Origin of the sequence: Streptomyces chilikensis (assembly GCF_001642695.1) — a bacterium.
Classification (GTDB): domain Bacteria; phylum Actinomycetota; class Actinomycetes; order Streptomycetales; family Streptomycetaceae; genus Streptomyces; species Streptomyces chilikensis.
Genome location: NZ_LWCC02000005.1, coordinates 2,037,043 through 2,058,098 on the forward strand (window position 1 = coordinate 2,037,043; position 21,056 = coordinate 2,058,098).

At 75.2% G+C, this 21,056-nt stretch carries 19 protein-coding genes; 6 read left to right on the forward strand and 13 right to left on the reverse strand.

Translation table 11 applies throughout. The annotated features are described in order from the left end of the window. Positions 1-1,222 (forward strand): zf-HC2 domain-containing protein (locus A2U95_RS09135; RefSeq protein ID WP_240957250.1); only part of this gene is annotated, 1,222 nt, incomplete at its 5' end. Between the two features lie 18 nt (positions 1,223-1,240). On the opposite strand, the gene purU is transcribed toward A2U95_RS09135, so the two are convergent. The 4 genes from purU to A2U95_RS09155 form a co-directional block, all read right to left on the reverse strand. Next, positions 1,241-2,116: a formyltetrahydrofolate deformylase gene (gene purU / locus A2U95_RS09140; protein WP_166021674.1), complete on the reverse strand. Its 876-nt coding sequence runs from the start codon at positions 2,114-2,116 to the stop codon at positions 1,241-1,243. A 117-nt stretch (positions 2,117-2,233) separates the two neighbouring features. Continuing rightward, the gene (locus A2U95_RS09145) at positions 2,234-2,671 is read right to left on the reverse strand and encodes an SCO4402 family protein (RefSeq protein WP_240957251.1); all 438 of its coding nucleotides are present in this window, start codon (positions 2,669-2,671) and stop codon (positions 2,234-2,236) included. A gap of 151 nt (positions 2,672-2,822) precedes the next feature. Further along, on the reverse strand, positions 2,823-4,190 hold the full coding sequence (locus A2U95_RS09150; RefSeq protein ID WP_166021675.1) for a hypothetical protein: 1,368 nt from the start codon (positions 4,188-4,190) through the stop codon (positions 2,823-2,825). A 150-nt stretch (positions 4,191-4,340) separates the two neighbouring features. Next, entirely contained in the window at positions 4,341-5,723 is a 1,383-nt protein-coding gene (locus A2U95_RS09155; RefSeq protein WP_166021676.1) for an NsdA family TPR-like regulatory protein, read from the reverse strand. A 226-nt stretch (positions 5,724-5,949) separates the two neighbouring features. Here A2U95_RS09155 and A2U95_RS09160 point away from each other — a divergent pair, with 226 nt between their 5' ends. The 3 genes from A2U95_RS09160 to A2U95_RS09170 all read left to right on the forward strand — a co-directional run bounded on the left by A2U95_RS09160 (position 5,950) and on the right by A2U95_RS09170 (position 9,284). Then, entirely contained in the window at positions 5,950-6,546 is a 597-nt protein-coding gene (locus A2U95_RS09160) for a bifunctional DNA primase/polymerase (RefSeq protein ID WP_166021677.1), read from the forward strand. A gap of 228 nt (positions 6,547-6,774) precedes the next feature. Next, positions 6,775-7,542, forward strand: coding sequence for an ABC transporter ATP-binding protein (locus tag A2U95_RS09165; RefSeq protein WP_166021678.1), 768 nt, complete (start codon positions 6,775-6,777; stop codon positions 7,540-7,542). A 164-nt stretch (positions 7,543-7,706) separates the two neighbouring features. Further along, the gene (locus tag A2U95_RS09170) at positions 7,707-9,284 is read left to right on the forward strand and encodes a transporter (RefSeq protein ID WP_166024979.1); all 1,578 of its coding nucleotides are present in this window, start codon (positions 7,707-7,709) and stop codon (positions 9,282-9,284) included. A gap of 96 nt (positions 9,285-9,380) precedes the next feature. Here A2U95_RS09170 and A2U95_RS09175 read toward each other — a convergent pair whose 3' ends face one another. Both A2U95_RS09175 and A2U95_RS09180 read right to left on the reverse strand, forming a co-directional pair. Beyond that, positions 9,381-10,301, reverse strand: coding sequence for an alpha/beta fold hydrolase (locus A2U95_RS09175; RefSeq protein ID WP_166021679.1), 921 nt, complete (start codon positions 10,299-10,301; stop codon positions 9,381-9,383). 561 nt (positions 10,302-10,862) lie between these two features. Further along, positions 10,863-11,555 carry an iron-dependent transcriptional repressor DtxR gene (locus A2U95_RS09180; protein WP_166021680.1) on the reverse strand — a complete coding sequence of 231 codons (693 nt, stop codon included), beginning with the start codon at positions 11,553-11,555 and terminating at the stop codon, positions 10,863-10,865. A gap of 257 nt (positions 11,556-11,812) precedes the next feature. Between A2U95_RS09180 and A2U95_RS09185 the strand changes: the two genes are divergently transcribed. Continuing rightward, entirely contained in the window at positions 11,813-12,574 is a 762-nt protein-coding gene (locus A2U95_RS09185; RefSeq protein WP_206282846.1) for an SIS domain-containing protein, read from the forward strand. Positions 12,575-12,587: 13 nt separating this feature from the next. On the opposite strand, the gene A2U95_RS09190 is transcribed toward A2U95_RS09185, so the two are convergent. Both A2U95_RS09190 and A2U95_RS09195 read right to left on the reverse strand, forming a co-directional pair. Next, positions 12,588-13,988 (reverse strand): PAS domain-containing protein, encoded by a 1,401-nt coding sequence (locus A2U95_RS09190; RefSeq protein WP_420857022.1) that lies wholly within the window; start codon positions 13,986-13,988, stop codon positions 12,588-12,590. 433 nt (positions 13,989-14,421) lie between these two features. Continuing rightward, on the reverse strand, positions 14,422-15,525 hold the full coding sequence (locus A2U95_RS09195; protein ID WP_166021681.1) for a citrate synthase 2: 1,104 nt from the start codon (positions 15,523-15,525) through the stop codon (positions 14,422-14,424). 226 nt (positions 15,526-15,751) lie between these two features. On the opposite strand from A2U95_RS09195, the gene pdxH reads away from it, so the two are divergent. Then, complete coding sequence (gene pdxH / locus A2U95_RS09200) at positions 15,752-16,471, forward strand: pyridoxamine 5'-phosphate oxidase (RefSeq protein WP_166021682.1); 720 nt, start codon at positions 15,752-15,754, stop codon at positions 16,469-16,471. Positions 16,472-16,473: 2 nt separating this feature from the next. Here pdxH and A2U95_RS09205 read toward each other — a convergent pair whose 3' ends face one another. From A2U95_RS09205 to A2U95_RS32000, 5 genes are all read right to left on the reverse strand, one after another. Then, positions 16,474-17,103: a TetR/AcrR family transcriptional regulator gene (locus A2U95_RS09205; protein WP_206282847.1), complete on the reverse strand. Its 630-nt coding sequence runs from the start codon at positions 17,101-17,103 to the stop codon at positions 16,474-16,476. Continuing rightward, positions 17,091-17,843: an enoyl-CoA hydratase family protein gene (locus A2U95_RS09210; protein WP_166021683.1), complete on the reverse strand. Its 753-nt coding sequence runs from the start codon at positions 17,841-17,843 to the stop codon at positions 17,091-17,093. The genes A2U95_RS09205 and A2U95_RS09210 overlap by 13 nt, the downstream gene beginning before the upstream one ends. A gap of 10 nt (positions 17,844-17,853) precedes the next feature. Next, positions 17,854-19,419 carry a 4-coumarate--CoA ligase family protein gene (locus tag A2U95_RS09215; protein ID WP_166021684.1) on the reverse strand — a complete coding sequence of 522 codons (1,566 nt, stop codon included), beginning with the start codon at positions 19,417-19,419 and terminating at the stop codon, positions 17,854-17,856. Between the two features lie 72 nt (positions 19,420-19,491). After that, positions 19,492-20,652, reverse strand: coding sequence for an acyl-CoA dehydrogenase family protein (locus A2U95_RS09220; RefSeq protein ID WP_166021685.1), 1,161 nt, complete (start codon positions 20,650-20,652; stop codon positions 19,492-19,494). Then, a partial coding sequence (locus tag A2U95_RS32000; RefSeq protein ID WP_206282848.1) for an acyl-CoA carboxylase biotin carboxyl carrier protein subunit occupies positions 20,649-21,056 on the reverse strand: 408 nt, incomplete at its 5' end. The genes A2U95_RS32000 and A2U95_RS09220, both read right to left, overlap by 4 nt.

A 21,056-nucleotide genomic window follows, 5' to 3' on the forward strand; every position in this document is an offset into this window, starting at 1 on the left:
CGGCCCGGGCCCCGACGACCGCCCGGGAGCCACCGGGCCGGCGCGGGACGCCCGGACGCCGGGCGCGCGCGACGACGCCCCGCCCGCGCCCGCCACGCACCGCGAGCTGAAGTCCCTGCTGGGAGCCTGGGCCCTCGCCGCCTGCACGCCCGCCGAGACCGCCGCGGTCGAGGCCCACCTGCCCGGCTGCCGCCGCTGCGCCGACGAGGCCCGCTCACTGCGCGAGGCGGTGCCCCTGCTCCAGCGGCCGGAGAGCCTGGACCTGGACCCGACGCTGCGCACCCGGGTGCTGGACGGCTGCCTGGACCGGCGGCCGCCCCGCATCCCGGTCCCGGAGTGGGCGATGCCCTACGACGCGGAGACCGCCCGGCTGGACGCGCTGCTCCAGGACATCGACGAGGCCGAGTGGCACGCCCCGGTCCGGCTCCGCTGGATCGAGGACGACGAGGAGCGCCAGCACCGGGCCACCGTCGCCAAGGTCCTCGCCCACCTGCTGGCGGTGGACGGCCTGGTCGCGGTCGCGCTCGGTCTTCCGGATCCGCTGTCCGCGTGCGCCGGCGGCTCCTCACCGCTCCGGGGGCACGGCACCCCGACCTCGCGCACCCGCGCCTACTGGGCCGCGCTGCACCGTCCGCCCACCCGCGAGGTCCGCGACCCCTGGCGGGAGCAGAGCCACGGCCTGGTCCGGACCGCCTCGTTCACCGGCGGCACCACGGGCGGTCTGCCCGTCGCCTACGGGCCGTGCGAGATCCCGCTGCGGGACGCCCTGCTGGAGCGGGCCTTCGCCTGCTGGGTGCACGGCGGCGACATCGCGGACGCGGTCAACTACCCGTACCGGCCGCCCGCGCCGCGCCACCTGCACGCCATGATCGACCTGGCCGCCCGCCGGATGCCCGAGGCGATCGCTGCCCGGCGCCGCGCGGGGCTCGCCTCACGGCCCGGACCGGGCACCCGTCACCTGGTCCCGGCGGGCCGCCCCGGACGCAGCCTGCTGCTGGAGATCGAGGGACGGGGCGGCGGCGAGTGGCTGATCCCGCTGGACTCCCCCGCCGCGCTGCCCTCCGAGCACCACGTGGTGGCGCACGTGGTGCTGGACGACGAGGAGTTCGCCCAGCTGGTGGCCGGACACGTCCGCCCCAGGGACGCCGCGGCGGGCCAGTCCGGCGACAGGTCCGCCGTCGCGGACGTCCTCTTCGCGGCCGCGTCCCTCAGCCGGCTGTAGCGGCGGCGTCCGGGGCGTTCAGGAGAAGACCACCGTGCGGTGGCCGTTGAGGAGGACCCGCCGCTCGGCGTGCCACTTCACCGCGCGCGCCAGGGCCTGGCACTCGACGTCCCGGCCGACCGCGACCAGCTGCTCGGGGGTCAGCTCGTGGCCCACGCGCTCGACCTCCTGCTCGATGATCGGGCCCTCGTCGAGGTCCGCGGTGACGTAGTGCGCGGTGGCGCCGATCAGCTTCACGCCGCGGGTGTGCGCCTGGTGGTACGGCTTGGCGCCCTTGAAGCTCGGCAGGAAGGAGTGGTGGATGTTGATGATCCGCCCGCTGAGCTGCTTGCACAGGTCGTCGGAGAGCACCTGCATGTACCGGGCGAGCACGACCAGTTCCGCGCCCTCCTCCCGGACGATCTCCAGCAGCCGCGCCTCCGCGTCCTGCTTGGTCTCCCGGGTCACCGGAACGTGGTGGAACGGCACGTTGTACGAGCCCACCAGCTCGGCGAAGTCGGTGTGGTTGGACACCACGGCGACGATCTCCACCGGCAGCGCTCCGGTGGAGGCGCGGAAGAGGAGGTCGTTGAGGCAGTGGCCGAAGCGGCTGACCATCAGCAGGACGCGCATCTTCTCGCCGGCCAGGCCGATCTGCCACTCCATGTGGAACGAGTCGCCGATCGCGGCGAAGCTGGCGCGCAGCTTCTCCAGGCTCACCGGGGCCGGGGCCGAGAAGTGGACCCGCATGAAGAACAGTCCCGTGTCGTGGTCGCCGAACTGCTGGCTGTCCTCGATGTTGCAGCCGGTCATGAAGAGGTAGCTCGACACGGCGTGGACGATGCCCTGCTTGTCCGGGCAGGCCAGGGTGAGGACGTACTGCTCGACGGGGGCGGCGGTGGACTGTTCGCTCATGTCCGCCAGGGTCGCACATCGCCCTCCCCCGTCGCGGACGTGTCCCGCATCCGGGACGGGGTCCGGGCCGCCGCCCGCGCGGGGGCGGGCCGGCGCGGCGCGGCGGCCGCGGGGGCGTCAGGCCACGCGGGTGAGGATGCGGAGGACCTCGAGGGACTGCGGCGGGGCGTCGGGGTCGTCCCCGTCGCCGACGGCCATCCGCACGTGCGCGTCCCGCGCCGCCCGCACCGCCTCCGGCCACCCGGCGTGGGCCATGTACGCCGACACCGGCGCGTCCGGCCCCACCTGGTGCATGATCCGCAGCACCCGCAGCACGGCCGTGTCGACCAGCGCCGCCTCCTGCGAGTCACGGAAGATCGTGCCGACGTACTTCTCCGCCGACCAGTTGTCCAGCCAGGTGTCCTCGACCAGGCGGTACACAGCGTCCGTCACGTCGCCGTACCCGTCGACCCCGGCCAGCCAGACGTTCTGCTGGAAGTCGGGGTCGGAGAGCATGTGCAGCGCCGAGCGGACGTTCCCGCGCCAGCGCCACCACGGCATGTCGTTGAGGGGCATGACGCCCATGGTGGAGGAGCGACGCCCGTGGCGGGAAGGGTTCACCGAAGTTTGCACGACACCCGATCGTACGTTCCGCCGTCGGCGGACCGCGCCCGGGGCTCCGGCCGACGGGACGTGACCGCGGCTCGCCGGAGAACGAGGCCGCAGGTCAGAGCTGTATCGGCGCCCGCTCGGTGAGCTTCCACTCCTTGGCGATCCGGTTCCACAGCCCGGACGCCTTCTCCTTCTCGGCGGTGGCGGTCCCGCTCTGCTCGGTGGCCGCGCGGGTCTCCGCGGTGTGGCGCGCCTGACCGCGCCTGCAGAGCTTCCCGCGCTCGGCGGCCACCTGGTCGGCCCAGGCCGCGTAGTGCTCGTCGGCGGACTTCGACGCCTGCCACGCCTTGGTGAGCGCGGCCGTCAGCTCCGCGTGGTCCGGCAGCCGGTCGACCTCGAGCTCGTTGAGGCGGGTGACCAGGTCGGCGCGCTGCTGGGCGGCGCCGCGCAGCGCCTGCGCGGCCGCCTCCAGCTTCTCGCACTTCCTGACGTCCTCGACGGCCCCGACGACCGCGGAACGGCTGTCGCCGCTGTCGGCGAGGAGCTGGTCCAGGGCGACGGCCTGCGCCTTCACCGCGTCCTCGCCGTCCTCCTTCTCCTCCTGCGGCTTCCCGTCCCCGGAGGGCGGGGCGGAGGGCGAACCGGCCGCGACCGGGGAGCTGGGCGTCTCCTCGCCGCCGGCCATGAGGGAGCCGATGCCGATGCCGAGCACCACGATGCCGACGCCCGCCGCGGCCAGCAGCGGGATCCGGCTGCCCGATCCGCGGCGGCCGGAGGCGGCGGGGGCGGGGCGCGGGTCGTAGCCGCCCGCGGCGGGCTGCCCGTAGGCGGGGCGCGGGGCGTCCGAGCGGAAGAGGTTGTCGAACTCGGCCGGGGGCTGCCGGCCGTCGTCCGCGGCGGGGGCGCCGGGGACGGGCGGCAGGTACTGGGTCGCCTCGGCGTCACCGCCGGTCCGCCGCGGCTCCGCCGCGGGGATCCGGCGGAGCATCTGGGTGTCGCGGTCCATGCCCTGCTGGGGCTGGGCGTACGACTGCGGCCGGGGCTGCTGGTGGCCCCCGGCGGGCAGCGGGGCGACCGGAGGCAGGTACTGGGTGGCGGCGGAGTCGTCGGCGGCCGGTACCGGCGGGAGGTACTGGGTGGCGGCGGAGTCGTCGGCGGCGGGTATGGGCCGCAGGAACCGCGTGGCCTCGTCGTCGGCGGCGTGACCGGCCAAAGCGGGCGGCGGGGACGGCACGGACTGCGCAGGGGGCACCGGCGGGAGGTACTGGGTGGCCTCGGCGTCGCCGTGACCGCCCGGCGCCGGGCTCTCGGGCGGCAGCGGGCCGGGCCCGGGCGCGCCGGTCCACACCTGCGGTGCGGAGCTCCCCCATGCGCCGCCCTCGGTCCCGGCCCCGTTCCAGCTCTCCTCGGACCGCTGCTGCGGGTACGGCGGCTGGTCCGGCCGGTCCGGCGTCCACGGACCGCCGTGTCCACTCTGCGTCACCGGGGCTCCTACGTATGGGGGAACTTGCGGAATCGTCGGGTCACGCTACCCGCTCGCCCTCCGTGCCCTCCACCCAACCTCCCACCGCCCGCCGCGCGTAAGGCAGTTGAAGCCGGCGCCCCTCGCGGGGCGCGGCTGCGGACGACCGGCTCAGACCGCGGCCAGACGCTCCGCGAAGGCGCGGACCGGGGCCTCGGCGCGGTACGGCTCCAGACGGTGCCGGAAGTCGTCCAGGTACTCCGTGCCGCGGTCGGAGCGCACGGAGCCGAGCAGTTCCGCGGCGTGCAGCGCGGTCGCGCAGGCCTGCTCCAGCTCACGCCGCTGCAGCTGGGCCGTGGCGAGCAGGACGTGCCCGATGGCCCGGCGGCGCGCCCGTGACGCGGGGTGACCGTCGAGGGACTGCCGGGCACAGCGCTCGGCCTGTTCGGCCTGGCCGAGGTCCCGGTGGCAGTGGGCCAGCTCGTCGGCGAGGTACGCCTGGTCGAAGTGGCTGATCCACACCGGGTCGTCGCCGGCCTCGGTGGCCGTGCCGGCCGCCTCCATGGCGTCCAGCGCGCGCCCGCGCGCCGCCTCGGCCGCGGCGGCGTCCCCGAGCACCGCGTGCCCGCGCGCCTCGGCGGCGTGGAACATCGCCTGGGCGCGCGGCGTCACCCTGCCCCGCGAGCCCTCCTGCGCGGCACGCGCGAGCTGGGCGATCTCGCGCGGGTTGCCGAGCTGCGCCGCGAGGTGGCTCATCGACGCGGCCAGCACGTACCCGCCGTAGCCGCGGTCGCCCGCCGCCTGGGCGAGGCGCAGCGCCTGGATGTAGTAGCGCTGCGCCAGGGCCGGCTGCCCGGTGTCCACCGCCATGTACCCGGCCAGCTCGGTGAGGCGGGCGACGGCGGCGAACAGGTCACGGCCGACCGTCTCCCGGTAGGACCCGGAGAGCAGCCCGGAGACCACGCTGTTGAGGTAGTGGACCAGGACCGGCCGGACGTGTCCGCTGCCGAACTGGTGGTCCAGGTCGACCAGGGCCTGGGTCATCGCCTTGACCGCGGCCACGTCGGAGGGACCGACCCGCGGGCCGATCGCCCGGGCGACCTGGGGGTCCGGGGCGGAGATCAGCCAGTCACGGCTCGGTTCGACCAGCGCGGAGGAGGCCACCGAGGTGCCGGCCAGGAAGTCCCGCCGCCCCACGTCGCTGCGCCACAGCTCGCAGACCTGTTCCACCGCGCCCGGCACGGTCGGGGCGAACTGCAGGCCGACCCCGGTGGCGAGGTTCTTGCCGTTGGCCATGCCGATCTCGTCGATGGTGACGGTGCGGCCCAGCTTCCGGCCGAGCGCCTCGGCGATGACGGCGGGCGCGCGTCCCCGGGGCTGCTGGCCGCGGAGCCAGCGGGCCACCGACGTCTTGTCGTAGCGGAGGTCGAGGCCGTGTTCCGCGCCGCACAGGTTGACCCGGCGGGCCAGCCCGGCGTTGGAGCAGCCGGCCTCCTGGATGAGCGCCTGCAGCCGTTCGTTGGGCTGTCGTGCGACGAGTGGCCTGGCGGCCATGAATACCCCCTGGTTGCTCCTGCTGCTGCCTCTGTCGTGGTCCGCGGTCGCGCGGGTCCGCTCCGGGTGTGCCGGGCCGGGCCTCCCAGTGGCTACCCAGCGCCCGCTCGCCCGCCGCCCGCGCGCCCCCTCGAATGCACCTGTGCGCCCCGCGCTCCCCGGCGGTGACCGTTTCCTGTCCGCGTGTCCGGCGTAACCCGGACGTGTGAAGGAAGTTGAGTCGTTCGTGGAAAATACGATCACCGGCACTGAAGTCACCCCCATCCCGCAACAGCGTGGCGAGGCGGGTCAGCCGTCGTCCGGGAACGGGCCCGGGCAGGGGCGGCGCGGCTCCTCCTCGATGCTCGAGGCGGCCGTGGCGTACGCCGAGGAACGGCAGTGGCAGGTCTTTCCCGGGACGTCGTCGGAGACGGTGGAGGGCGTGGTGCGCTGCTCCTGCGGCGACCCGGGCTGCCCGCTGCCGGGGGCGCATCCGGAGGGGCCGGACCGGGCGGGCCCGGCCACGTCGAGCGGGACGGTGGCCCGGCGGACGTGGACCCTGCGGCCGGAGGCGGCGGTGCTGCTGCCGACGGGGCGGGACTTCGACGTGCTGGAGGTGCCGGAGACGGCCGGTTACCTGGCGCTGGCCCGGCTGGACCGCCTGGGCGCGGAGCCGGGTGCGGGGCCGGTGCTGGTGGCGCCGGACCGCAGGATGCGGTTCCTGGTGCTGCCGGGGGCGGTCGCGCGGGTGCCGCGGATGGTCCGGGAGCTGGGGTGGGCCCCCGACCGCCCCCTCCCCCTGCGCGGGCCGGCCGCCCGCCGGGGGCAGCCGGGAGGCTGGTGACGGCGCGGGCGCCCGCGGGGTGGAGGGCGGGTACGCGGCGCGGGGCGCGGACCGGGACGGGAACGGGCACCGCCCCCGGCCGCGGGCCGGCACGCACCGCGCACCGCGCATGCGCCCCGTGCGGGGGGAGTGTTGCGATCCGGTCATCGTCGGGGAGGACGGGGAGCCGCGCGGCCGTGGGGATCATAGGGTCGGTCCCGTGCCTGGTTCCGGCTCCGGAGGGATGAGATGACAGCCGCCGTACGCGTGGAAGGCCTCTGGAAGCGCTTCGGCGACCACGTCGCCGTGGGCGGGATCGACCTGGAGCTGCCCGCCGGGCGGTTCGTCGGGCTGGTCGGTCCCAACGGGGCCGGCAAGACCACCACGCTCTCCATGATCACCGGCCTGCTCCGCCCCGACGAGGGCCGCGTGGAGGTCGTCGGACACGACGTGTGGCGCGACCCCGCCGAGGTGAAGGCGAGGATCGGCGTGCTCCCCGAGGGGCTGCGGCTCTTCGAGCGGCTGTCCGGCGGCGAACTCCTCTCCTACGCGGGCCGCCTGCGCGGCCTGCCCGGCGACGAGACCGACAAGCGCGCCGCCCAGCTGATCGAGGTGCTGGACCTGTCCGCCGCCCGCGACAAGCTGGTCGTCGACTACTCCACCGGCATGCGGAAGAAGATCGGTCTGGCCGCCGCCCTGCTGCACAACCCGGAGGTGCTCTTCCTCGACGAGCCCTTCGAGGGCGTCGACCCGGTCTCCGCGCAGACCATCCGCACCGTCCTGGAGCGGTACACCGCGTCCGGGGCGACGGTGGTGTTCTCCTCCCACGTGATGGAACTGGTCGAGTCGCTCTGCGACTGGGTGGCGGTGCTGGCCGCGGGCCGGATCCGCGCCGCGGGAACGCTGGAGGAGGTGCGTGGCGACGCGCCCTCGCTGCAGCAGGCGTTCCTGGAGCTGGTCGGGGCCGGCGACCGGGACGCGGGCAGCAGCCTGGACTGGCTGGGCGGCGCCCGATGACCCCGCCCGAGCCGGCCTCCTCGCCCGAGCCGACCCCCTCGCCCGAGCCGCTCTCCTCGCCGGCCCCTGCCCCGGCGTCCGCCCCCGCACCGGCGTCCGCCCCCGCACCGGCGTCCGCTCCCGCACCGGTCACCACCCGGCGGCCCGGATCGGTCACCGGCGTGATGGTCCGGCTGAAGCTGGCCATCATGCGCAACGGCCTGCGCCGTTCCGGCGGCCGCCGCGCCGCGTACATCGCGTCGGCGGTCATGGTGCTGCTGCTGGCCGCGTTCCTGCTGCTGGGGCTGCTCCTGCTGCGCGGCAACCCGCACGCCGCCTCGGTGGTGGTGCCGCTCACCGCCCTGCTGGCGCTGGGCTGGGCGGTGATGCCGCTCTTCTCGTCCAGCGGCGACGAGACGCTCGACGCGACCCGCCTGGTCCTGCTGCCGCTGCGGCCCCGCCCGCTGGTGCGGGCGCTGCTGGCCGCCTCGCTGGTGGGCATCGGCCCGTTGTTCACGCTCTGCCTGCTGGCCGGTTCGGCGATCGCCGTGGCCCGGGGTCCGGCCGCCGCGGTGACCGGGGTGGTCGCGGTGGCGCTGGCGCTGCTGACCTGTGTGGCGCTGGCCCGCGCCGTGGTCACCGCCAACACCCGGCTGCTCTCCAGCCGCCGCGGACGCGACCTGGCCGTGGTCAGCGGCCTGGTCGTGGCGATCGGCGCGCAGGCCGTCAACTTCGGCGTGCAGCGCCTCGGTTCGTCCGGGCTGGCACAGCTCGACCCGTTCGCGGAGGTGCTGCGCTGGGTGCCGCCTGCCTCCGCGATCGGCGCCGTCGCCTCGGCGGGCGACGGCGCGTACGGCACGGCGCTGGTGCAACTGGCGCTCACCGCCCTGGCGTTGACGCTGGCGCTGCGCTGGTGGTCGGCCACCCTGACACGGCTGATGACGGCGCCGGACGCCTCCACCCTCCAGGCCGCGGAACCGGCCGCCGTCCGTGCCGCGCGGCGGCCCGGCGGCTCCGGGTTCGCACGGCTGCTGCCGCCCGGCCGGATCCCCACGGTGATGGAACGCAGCCTGCGCTACGCCTGGCGCGACCCCAAGACCCGGGCGGCACTGGTGGTCTCGCTGGCCGTCGGGCTGATCGTGCCGCTGTTCAACGCGCTGCAGGGCTCGGGCTCGGTCTACTTCGCCTGCTTCGCCGCCGGGATGCTCGGCTCGATGATGTACAACCAGTTCGGCCAGGACTACTCGGGCTTCTGGATGGTCGCGATGACCATCTCCACGCCCCGGGACGCCCTGCGTGAGCTGTGGGGGCGGGCGCTGGCGCTGATGTCGTACGCGGTGCCGTACTCGGTGCTGGTCTGCGTGGCGACGGTGGCGGTGCTGGACGACTGGGAGAAGCTCCCGGAGGCCCTGGGGCTCTCGCTGTCGCTGCTCGGCGCGATGACGGCGACCGGCGCGTGGGCGTCGGTCCGCCACCCCTACTCCATTCCTCCGGAGGGCAACCGGAACGTGGCGCCCGGCCAGGTCGGCCTGGTGTGGATGGCGATCGCCGGCGGCATGGCCGGCGCGGCGCTGCTGTCCGCCCCGGTGATCGCGCTGACCGTGTGGCTGCACGTCGCCGGGCACGCCGCCGCGTGGAGCTGGGTGCTGCTGCCGGTGGGCGCGGCGTACGGCGCCCTGCTGACGGTGGCCGGACTGCGGCTGGCCGCGCCCCGGGCCGCCGCGCGGCTGCCCGAGATCCTCGCCGCCGTCAGCAAGGGCTGAGGCACCAAGACGCCGCCGCGGTCGCACCGGCGACGGCGGCGGCGCACCGGCGCGCGACGGGGTCCCGGGGCGGCGGCGGACGGCGGGCGGCGCGCCTCAGGGCGTCAGGACGCCCTGGAGGAAGCGGGTCAGCACCTCCTGCCACGCCTCGGGCTGCTCGTGGTGGAGCAGGTGACCGGCGTCGGGGATCTCCGCGTACTCGCCGCGCGGCAGCACCCGGACCATCTCGTGCGCCTCGGCCCGGCCCAGCAGGCCGTCCACGCCGCGCACCACCAGGGCGGGGCAGGGCACCTGGGCCAGCTCCTCCCAGTGGGCGTCGTAGGCCCAGCCGCGGCGGGCCAGCCGCATCTGCTCGGGGTCGAAGACGGGACGCCAGCCGTCCGGCGCGTGGCTCATCACCTCGGCGAAGTAGGCTCCGCGGGCCCTGCTGGGCCGCTCCACCCACGGGTCGCGGGAGAACCACTCGCGGACCTCCTCGAGCGTGGTGAACGGCATGGGCCAGGCGGCCAGCCAGTCCTCCCACTCCCGCTGCCAGGCCGCCCCCACGGCCGCGGCCCGCATCTCCGCCAGGACCAGCCCGCGCACCAGGTCGGGCCGCGCGGCGGCGAGGCGCCAGCCGATCAGCGCGCCCATGCCGTGTCCCACCACCACCGCGGGCCCCAGGCCCAGCTGCTCCAGAGCGGCCTCGGCGTCGGCGAGGAAGGCCTCCGGGGCCAGCCCGGCCGGTCCGGCGGGGTGTTCGCTGAGCCCGTGGCCCCGCTGGTCGAGCGCCACGGCGCGACAGCTGCCGGCCAGGCCGCGGGCGGTCTCCGCCCAGTGCGAGGCCCGGCCCAGCAGACCGTGCAGTAAGAGGACCCCCGGCTCCTGCGACGGCCCGCCCACGGGCCCGCCGGGCGCCGGGTCCTCGCCGACGGATACCTGGAAACCGGCCCGCCCGGCCGGTTTCGGGGGGTCGGCGAACTCCCAGGCGACCAGCCGCAGGCCGCCCGCTCCGGTCACGTCGATCCGCCGTGCCATCCGTGCCCCCTCAATGCGCGCCCTGACGCGCGCCCGTCCTTACGCCTGTCTGCCCGGTTGTGCGCCGCTTTGCGCCCTTGCTCGCAGACTATCGAATCTGTATTCGAAAACGCGGTTCCATGTCGCCGATACCCCTCGTTCGAGTGACCACGGCCGGGGATTGACCGTCGTCGGCGGGGGGAGATCTTGAGCGGGAGGCGGACCACTCGGGGACAGGGGTCCGCGGGGACGACCGACCTCGAGAGCTCGGGGCTCCAGGTCGGCGGCGCAGGGGAGGACGGGCCCCGGCACGGCCTTGGCCGTGCCGGGGCCCTGTTGCGTGGGTCGCCCCTCGGGGCGGGGTCCTCCGGTCATATGCCTCGCCCACCACCCTGCCGCACGGCGAGCCACCTTGAAAAGGCGAACGGCGCGAAACGGGGCGCGCGGCGGGTGGCGCGACACCCCGTGCGGGCGCGCGACCGGCCGGCGGAGGCACGCGGGCCCGGCGCGACCGCGGGAGCCCGGCGGAGGGCCGGCGGTCCGGACCCGGCGCGGAGGCCGGCGGTCCGGACCCGGCGAGGACTAGCGCTTGGCCACGAAGACGTGCGACGCGACCTCGCTGTCGAGCTCCGCCGCCTCGCCGCCGCTGCCGACCAGCACGCCGGAGGCGGACTCGGTCACGCTGACCACCGAACCGGGCTGCACCCCGGCCCGCCGCAGCGCGTACATCAGCTGAGCGTCCGTCTGGATGGGCTCGCCGATCCGGCGCACGATCACCGTCTTGCCCTCGTAACCGGGCTCCAGGTCGGCCAGCGACACCATGTTGTCGTCGAGGAACGGGTCGGCGACGGCGTCCTGGCCGAGCTCGTCCAGGCCGGGGATCGGGTTGCCGTACGGCGACTCGGTCGGGTGCCGGAGCAGTTCGAGGACGCGGCGCTCCACGGCCTCGCTCATCACGTGCTCCCAGCGGCAGGCCTCGGCGTGCACCTGCTCCCACTCCAGGCCGATGACGTCCACCAGCAGGCACTCGGCCAGCCGGTGCTTGCGCATCACGCGCGTCGCCAGCCGGCGGCCCTCGTCGGTCAGCTCCAGGTGACGGTCGCTGGCGACGGAGAGCAGGCCGTCCCGCTCCATGCGCGCCACCGTCTGGCTGACCGTCGGACCGCTCTGGTCCAGCCTCTCGGCGATACGGGCGCGCATGGGGACCACACCTTCCTCCTCCAGCTCGAGGATGGTGCGGAGATACATCTCCGTGGTGTCGATCAGTCCGGACATACGTGCCCCTCGCAATACATCTGCCGATAAGCCGCGCGCAGCCTCGACGGTCTGGCCTGCCCGGCTGCTCCGGGCGGCGCGCCGACTCCGCATCCAATTCTTACGCATGCGGATGACAACCGTGCCCCGCCGGAGAAACAGTTCGGGGCCGGTTCGGCTCCCGTCTGCCCCGGGGGCACCGGGGGATGCCACCCGTTGACACCGCTGTGGTCCAGACCTCACGGTGATCATCCACACACAGGAGGGAGCCGGAGTCGGTGAGCGGTCTCGGGGACGATCTGGTGGGCCGGTACTTCGACGCGGCGGAGCGACTGCTGCGGCGGGTGCGGGAGGAGGAGACGGCGGCGATCGGCGCCGCCGGAGGACTGATCGCGGACACGGTGGCCGGGGGCGGGCGGCTGTTCGCGTTCGGCGCGGGGCACTCGTCGCTCGCCGCCCAGGACGTGGTCTACCGGGCGGGCGGCCTGGCACTGATGAACCTGCTCTCCGTGCCGGGGCTGACCGGGGTCGACGTGCGCCCGGCCACCCTCGGGTCGGCGCTGGAGCGGGTGGAGGGCCTGGCGACCACGGTGCTGGACGTCTCGCCGCTGCGCGCCGGGGACCTGCTGGTGGTGATCTCCCTCTCCGGACGGAACGCGCTGCCGGTGGAGATGGCGTCCGGGGCCCGCGGCCGGGGGGTCCGGGTGGTGGGGGTGACCTCGGTCGCCTACGCCCGGGAGACCGCGCCCAGCCACGTCTCGGGCACCTTCCTGAAGGACCACTGCGACGTGGTGGTCGACTCCAAGGTGGCCGTCGGCGACGCGGAGCTGACGCTGGACGGGGCGGGCGCGCCGTTCGCCTCCGCCTCCACGGTGGTCACGTCCGCGATCATGCAGGCCGTGATGGCGGCGGCGGCCGGCGAGCTGACCGCCCGGGGCGTCGAACCGCCGCTGCTGCGGTCCGGGAACGTCGACGGGGGCCGCGACTGGAACGACGCCGTGTTCGAGCGGTACCGGGAGCGGATCTTCCACCAGCACTGAGGCGGGCGACCGCTCAGCCCCCGCCTCCCGCCGCCGCCAGGTCCAGGGCGGCGGCCACCCGGCCCGCGACCTCCTCGCCGTGCGCGACGTCGTGGCGGCCGAACGGGCCGCGGGCCGCGCCGCGCAGGAAGGTGACCACGCCCAGGGTGCGCCCCCGGCTGCGCAGCGGGACGCACAGGGCGTGCGCCGCGCCCGCCGGCCACTGCTCGGCGTGCCCGGCGGCGGACACCCGCACCGTCCCCGCGCGCTGCGCGCACCGCACCGCCGGGTGCCCCGGCGGGTACGGCACCGGCAGGCCCGACGGGGCCGCCGGCCCGCCGGAGCCGGGCGTGCCGTACGGCGTCGCCGCCACGCGCACCAGCCGGACCGGGGCCTTGCCGTCGTCGTCCGGCACCGCCCCGGCGGCCGACCGGTCGAGCAGGGCGTGGTCGGCGAAGCCGGCCAGGGCGAAGTCGAGGTGGACGGCGGCCGCCTCCGCGGGGTCCTCGCACTCGGCGGCCGCGCGGGACGCCCGGTGCAGCTGGGCGGCGCGGAAGCGGGTGACCGCGGCCTCCTGCTCGGTGGTGCGGGCCCCGGTGACGTCCTGGAACAGCCAGGCCACGCCGAGCGGCACGGGTTCCTCGGTGAGGGGCGAGGCCAGCCGCAGGAACCCGCTGCGCCAGCAGCGGCGGCGTTCCCCGGCGCCGTCGGCGCCGGACCCCACGGCGACCCAGAGGTCGGCGGGGGCCGGGGGCGCGCCCTGGGCGAGGACGTGGGTGAGCGCCGCCTCCACCTCCCGCACGCCCTCGGTGAGCACCTCGCCCAGCGGCCGTCCGAGCAGCGCGCCGCGGCCCTGGCCGAAGGCGCGGGCGGCGTGGTCGTTGACCACGGCGGGGCGCAGGTCCGCGTCGAGCAGGACCACGCCCCAGGGGGCGTCGTCGAACAGCGCCTCGCTCAGGGCGAGGGAGCGTTCGAGGTCGGTCTGCGCGTCGGCGGGGCCGAAGGCGAGGTAGACGCCGGCCGGTTTGCCGTCGGGGCCGGGGACGGCGGCGGACTGGGTGCGGACGAGCACCCGGCCGCCGTCCTTGGTGAGGAGCGCGAAGTCGTGGACGCGGCGGCCGGGCGCGTGCATCGCGGCCAGCAGGCGGGACTCGGTCTCGGCGGCGTCGGCGGGGCGGACGGCCCAGCCGGACAGGCCGCGGCGGCCGACCGCCTCGGCGGCGGTCCAGCCGAGGACGCGTTCCGCCTCACGGTTCCAGTGGGTCACCACGCCGTCGGCGTCGAAGGCGCAGAGGGCGGCGTCCATGCCGTTCAGGAGTGCGGCGAGCAGCCGGTCGCCGCACTGGTCCTCGCCGGTCGGAGCGGTCACCGTGGTACCCCCCTGTGCTGGGCCGTGGGGCTCCCATTCAACTCCACGGGCGCGCCTCCCGGACAGGCCTTTCGACAGAGACGGAGGCGGGACGGCGGGCCCGGCCCGTCCCGCGGGCCCCGCGGCCGCCGGGCGGGCCGCCGCCGGCGGCGGCCCGCGCGCGCCGCCGGCGGCGGCCCGCGCGGCCCGCCGCCGGCGCCCGCCGGTTCGGGGGCGCCGCCGGACCGCGGGAAAAAGGCGTTGTTCCCGGGGCGGGGTGGTCGTACGGTGGGGCTACACGGGAAAGGAGGTGATCGGGTACATGAGTGAAACCCGGACGCGTGAGGTGGCTGCGGGCTGACGGCCCGTGACCACGCGCAGTACGCAGGTCGACGGCCTCGGCCCAGACCCAGCAGTCACCCGACCCGCGAGCTCGCCGGCACGTCCGGCCGGCCCCCCTTCCGTGGGACCCGAGCTCGCGGGTCGTTCCGTGCGCCGGGACACCCGGTCCCGGGGACGCTCAGTCCCGCGCGGTGTCCGCGTAGCCGTCGATGTCCTCGACCGGCCGCTCCCCCGGACCGATGTACCGCGCGGAGGGCCGCACCAGGCGCCCCGTCCGCTTCTGCTCCAGGATGTGCGCCGACCAGCCCGCCGTGCGGGCGCAGGTGAACATCGACGTGAACATGTGCGCCGGCACCTCCGCGAAGTCCAGGACGATCGCCGCCCAGAACTCCACGTTGGTGGCGAGCACCCGGTCCGGCCGCCGCGCGTGCAGTTCGGCCAGCGCGGCCTTCTCCAGCGCCTCGGCGACCTCGTACCGGGGCGCGCCGAGCTCGCGGGCGGTGCGGCGCAGCACCCGGGCGCGCGGGTCCTCGGCGCGGTAGACGCGGTGGCCGAAGCCCATCAGCCGCTCACCGCGGTCCAGCGCGCCCCGCACGTACGCCTCCGCGTCCCCCGTCCGCTCGATCTCCTCGATCATGCCGAGCACCCGCGAGGGCGCCCCGCCGTGCAGCGGGCCGGACATCGCGCCGACCGCGCCGGAGAGCGCCGCCGCCACGTCCGCGCCGGTGGAGGCGATGACGCGCGCGGTGAAGGTCGAGGCGTTCATGCCGTGCTCGGCGGCCGAGGTCCAGTAGGCGTCGACGGCGGCGACGTGCTTGGGGTCGGGCTCGCCGCGCCAGCGGATCATGAACCGCTCGGCGATGGAGTTCGCCTTGTCGATCTCCTTCTGCGGCACCATGGGCCTGCCCTGCCCGCGGGCCGACTGGGCGACGTAGGAGAGCGCCATCACGGCGGCCCGGGCGAGGTCGTCGCGGGCCTGCTCGACGGAGATGTCCAGCAGCGGCTTCAGGCCCCACACCGGGGCCAGCATCGCCAGCGCCGCCTGCACGTCGACCCGGACGTCGCCGGAGTGGACCGGGATGGGGAAGGGCTCGGCGGGCGGCAGGCCGGGGTTGAACGATCCGTCGACCAGCAGGCCCCAGACGTGACCGTAGGTGACCTTGCCCACCAGGTCCTCGATGTCGACGCCCCGGTAGCGCAGGGCGCCGCCCTCCTTGTCCGGTTCGGCGATCTCCGTCTCGAACGCTACGACTCCTTCGAGCCCGGGAACGAAGTCGGACATGTGCGGCTCCTCGACGGTCGGTGGGGATGGTGCGGGGACGTGACGGCGTGCGCGGGCGACTCCCGGTGCTTCCCGTGCTCCCGGTGTGCCCCGTGCTCCGGATCGTATCCAGGAGTGCCACTTCTGGGGAGAGGCGCGGCACTGAGTGCCATCAACGGTCCTTCGGGCGCGCTTCTCCGGACCGTTCCCCCCGCTTCACCGGTCCGCGACCCGAACGCGCCTGCGGATGCGGCAAGATGATCGCGTGAACGACCGAGAAGCCGCCCTCGACAGGTCCGACGACACCGTTCTCGCCCCCGCGCCCGACCCGGCCGCGATGCGCCGGCAGTACCAGACGGAAGGGCTGGTCCGGTCCCAGCTCGCCGGCACCCCCGTGGAACAGTTCGGCCGCTGGTTCCGGGACGCGACGGAGAACCCCGCGGTGTTCGAACCCAACGCGATGGTGGTCTCCACGGCCGACGCGGAGGGCCGCCCCAGCTCCCGCACCGTGCTGCTCAAGCACTTCGACGACCACGGGTTCGTCTTCTACACCAACTACGGCTCCCGCAAGGGACGCGAGCTCACCGAGAACCCGCACGTCTCGCTGCTGTTCCCGTGGTACCCGCTGGCCCGGCAGGTGATCGTGACCGGCGTCGCCGCCCGCACCGGGCGGGACGAGACGGCCGCCTACTTCCGCACCCGGCCGCACGGCTCCCAGCTGGGCGCCTGGGCCAGCGAGCAGTCCACGGTGATCGGCTCGCGGGAGGAGCTGGACCAGGCGTTCGCCGACCTGGACGCCCGCTACCCGGCCGACGAGCAGGTGCCGGTGCCGCCGCACTGGGGCGGGTTCCGCGTCACGCCGCGCAGCGTGGAGTTCTGGCAGGGCCGCACCAACCGGCTGCACGACCGGCTCCGTTACGTCTCCCGTCCGGGCGGCGGCTGGCGGATCGAGCGCCTCAGCCCCTGAGGTCAGGCGTCCTCCGGTGCTCCCAGCGCCGCGTCGATCAGCGCCGCCCACTGGGCGACCACCCGCGCGCGCCGTGCGGTGTCGTCGCTGAGCAGGTTGGCCAGGCCCAGGCCGCGGGCCATGTCCAGCAGTCCCTGCACGGTCTCCCGCACGCCCGGCCGCGACTCGTCGGCGCCCAGGAGCTGCACCGCCGTGCGGTGGGTCTCCCGGCCGACGCGCGCCTCCAGCTCGGTGACCCGGCCGCGCAGCTGCTCCTCGTTCGAGGCGGCCACCCACAGGGCGAGGGCGGCGCGGAAGACCGGCCCGGTGAAGAGGGTGACGATCTCCTCGACCACGGCCCTCCGGTCCCCCGCCGCGCCCTGCGGGAAGAGCTCCCGCAGGGCGGTGGAGCGCTCCTCGGCGACGTGCTCGACGGCCGCGGTGAACAGGTCCTCGCGGGTGGGGAAGTGGTGCTGGGCGGCGCCCCGGGAGACGCCGGCCCGTTCCGCGACCACGGCCACCGTGGAGCCCGCCCAGCCGTGCTCGGCCAGGCAGGCGACGGCGGCCTCCAGCAGCCGCTGCCGGGTGGCCCGGCTGCGGTCCTGCTTGGGGGCGCGCGCCGCCGCGGTCGTCGCCCGGTTCACATCACCCACGCGGGATCCCGTCGTTCGAGGAAAGCGGTCATCCCCTCTCGCGCCTCGTCGGAGGAGAACAACCGGGCCGAGAGCGCGGACAGGGCTTCCGCGTCCCGGTCGAAGGTCTCCAGCACCTTAGCCGTGACCAGCGGTTTGGTCTGGGCGAGGGCCCGCGGTGAGGCGCGGCGCAGGCCGTCCAGGACCGGCTCCAGCACCTGGTCGACGTCCTCGCCCGCCGCCGTCACCAGTCCGATCCGCGCGGCCTCGGCGGCGTCGAACCTCTCGCCGGTGAGGTAGTAGCGGGACAGGGCGCGCGGGTCGACGCGGGGCAGCAGGGTGAGCGAGACGACCGCCGGGGCCACCCCGATCCGCACCTCGGTGAGGGCGAAGCTCGACCTCGCCGAGGAGGCGGCGACGATGTCGCACGCGCCCAGCAGCCCGAACCCGCCCGCCCGGACGTGCCCGTCCACCCGTGCGACGACCGGCTTGGGCAGTTCCAGGATCCGCCGCAGCAGCCCGGTCATCGCCTCGGGCGCCGGCGGGTCGCGCAGGTCGGCGCCGGCGCAGAAGGTGGTGCCGGTGTGGGTGAGCACCACCGCCCGCACGCCGTCGTCCCGCGCGCACTCCTCGAGCAGCGAGGCCAGCCGCCCGACCAGGGCGGCGGACAGGGCGTTGCGGTTGGCCGGCGAGTCGAGGACGAGCGTGGCGACGCCCCGCTCGTCCGCCCGCCGCACCGGTTCCGGAGGTGTGTCGGTCATACGCCTTCCCTCACGCTCGTTCCCTCAGTTCGCGTCGCAGGATCTTGCCGCTGGCCGCGCGCGGCACGGCGTCCACGAAGGTGACCCGCCGCACCCGCTTGTAGGGGGCGACGCGTTCGGCGACGTAGGCCGTCACCTCCGCCCCGGTCAGCTCCCCGGCCCCGGCCCCGCGGACCACGTAGGCGGCCGGGACCTCGTTGGCGTCGTCGTCGTACACGCCGATCACCGCCGCGTCGGCGATGCCGGGGTGGGTGAGCAGCAGGGCCTCCAGCTCGGCGGGGGCGACCTGGTAGCCCTTGTACTTGATCAGTTCCTTGACCCGGTCCACGACGAAGAGCCAGCCGTCCTCGTCGACCCGGCCGACGTCGCCGGTGTGCAGCCAGCCGTCGGCGTCGATCATCGCGTCGGTGGCCTCGGGGCGGCCCAGGTAGCCCTTCATCACCTGGGGGCCGCGGATCAGGATCTCGCCGGTCCCGCCCGCGCCGAGGTCCTCGCCCGGGTCGTCCAGCGAGACGATCCGCATCTCGGTGCCCGCGATCAGCCTGCCGACGGTGCCGGGCGGGGCGTCCGCCGCGGACGGCGGGACGACGTGGGTGCCGGGCGACAGTTCGGTCATGCCGTACGCCTGGCCGACCGAGGGCACCCCGAGCCGCGCCCGGCACGCCTCCGCCAGCCCGGCGTCCAGCGGCGCGGCGGCGCTGATGACGTACCGCACCGAGGAGAGGTCGTAGCCGTCCACCGCGGGGTGCTTGGCGAGCGCCAGCACGATCGGCGGGGCGACGTAGAGGGCGGTGATCCGGTGCCTCTCGATCGCCGCGAGGAAGACGTCCAGCTCGAAGCGGGGCAGCACCACCACGGTGGCGCCCTGCCGCAGCGGGGCGTTCATCAGGGCGGTGAGGCCATAGATGTGGAAGAAGGGCAGAACCGCGAGGATCCGCTCGCCCTCCCCGGCCGGCACCGCGGGCTCCAGCTGGGCGAGGTTGGTGGCCATCGACCGGTGGGTGAGCATCACGCCCTTGGGGGTGCCGGTGGTGCCCGAGGAGTACGGCAGGGCGGCGACGTCCTCGGCCGGGTCGATCCGGACCCGCGGCTCGGGGGCGGTGGTGCCCAGGAAGTCCATCAGCGACCGGTGCCCGGGGGCGCTGTCGCAGACGTAGATCTCCTGGACGCCGCCCGCCGTCGCGGCGGCCGCCCTCGCGGTCTCCAGCAGCGGCGAGACGGTGACGATCCAGCGGGCCGAGGAGTCGGTGAGCTGCTTGGCGAACTCCTCGGCGGTGGCCAGCGGGTGGACGGTGGTGACGGCCGCGCCCGCCCGGGTCGCCGCGTGGAAGGCGATCGGGAAGGCGATCGTGTTGGGGCTGTGCAGGGCGAGCACGTCCCCCTTGACCAGCCCGGCCTCCGCCAGGCCGGCCGCCACCTCGCGGTGGAAGGCGTCGACCTGGGCGTAGGTCAGGGTCGTGCCGTTCGTGCCGTCGATCAGGGCGGGGGTGTCGCCGCGTCCGGCGGCCCGGCCGAGCACCGCGTCGTGGATGGGCTCCTCGACGGCGGGGACATCTGCGTACTCGCTGCGGAACATGAAGGCTCCTTGTCGCACGACGCTGTGCCGATGGGCGCCCCTGCCGGGGCGTGGCCGCCAAATATGGCGATGTCAGTAGGACTTGGGAAGACCCAGCGTCTGGTGCGAGACGAAGTTCAGGATCATCTCCCGGCTGACCGGGGCGATCCGGGCCACCCGCGAGGCGTTGACCAGCGAGGCGAGGCCGAACTCCTTGGTGAGCCCGTTGCCGCCGAGGGTGTGGACGGCGGTGTCCACCGCCTTCACGCAGGCCTCGCCCGCCGCGTACTTGGCCATGTTCGCCGCCTCGCCCGCGGCGAGGTCGTCGCCGGCGTCGCAGAGGTGGGCGGCCTTCTGCATCATCAGCTTGGCCGTCTCGACCTCGATGTGCGCGACCGCCAGCGGGTGCTGGATGGCCTGGTGGGCACCGATGGGCGTCTTCCAGACCTGCCGCTCCTTGGCGTACCCGATCGCGGCGGTGAGCGCGTACCGGGCCATGCCGACGGCGAAGGCGGCGGTCATCACCCGCTCCGGGTTGAGCCCGGCGAACAGCTGCAGCAGGCCGGCGTCCTCGTCGCCGACCAGCGCGTCGGCGGGCAGCCGCACATCGTCCAGGACCAGCTCGAACTGCTTCTCGGCGGCGGCCAGGTCCATGTCGAGCATGGTGCGGTGGAAGCCGGGGGTGTCGCGCGGGACGATGAACAGGGCGGGCTTGAGCTTGCCGGTGCGGGCGTCCTCGGTGCGGCCCACGACCAGCGTGGCGTCGGAGATGTCCACGCCGGAGATGAACACCTTCCGCCCGTTGAGCACCCACTCGTCGCCGTCGCGACGGGCGGTGGTGGTGATGCGGTGGCTGTTGGAGCCGGCGTCGGGCTCGGTGATGCCGAAGGACATGATCCTGCTGCCGTCGGCCAGGCCTGGCAGCCACTCCCGCTTCTGCCCCTCGGTGCCGAAGCGGGCGATGATCGTGCCGCAGATCGCCGGGGAGACCACCAGCAGGAGCAGCGGGCAGCCCGCCGCGCCGAGCTCCTCGAGCACCAGGGACAGTTCGTAGATGCCGCCGCCCCCGCCGCCGTACTCCTCGGGCAGGCTCACGCCCAGGTAGCCGAGCTTGCCCGCCTCGTTCCACAGTTCCTCGGGGCCCTTGCCCTCGTCCAGGGCCTTGGTGACGTACGCGCGGCCGTAGCGGCGGCCCAGCGCGGCGACGGCCTCCCGCAGCGCCTCGTGCTCCTCGGTCTCGATGACGACGCTCACTGGCTCTCCTCGTGGTCGGCGGAACCTTCGGCCTCTGGTGACGCTTGCTGGACGACGGCGAGCAGGGCGCCGACCTCGACCTGGCGGCCGGGCGCGGCGTGCAGCGCCGTGAGGGTGCCGGAGACGGGGGCGGTGACGCGGTGCTCCATCTTCATCGCCTCCAGCCACAGCAGCGGCTGGCCCTCGGTGACGGCGGAGCCGACGGCCAGGCCGTCGGCGACGCGGACGACGGTGCCGGGCATGGGCGCGAGCAGCGAGCCGGGCTCACGGCGGGTCTCCGGCTCGGGGAACCGGGGCAGTTCGGTGAGCGCGACGCCGTTCACGAAGACCTGCCCGCCGTCGTACCGGGCCACCTCGAACCTGCGCCGCACGCCCCCGGTCTCCAGGACGACCAGTTCGGGGCC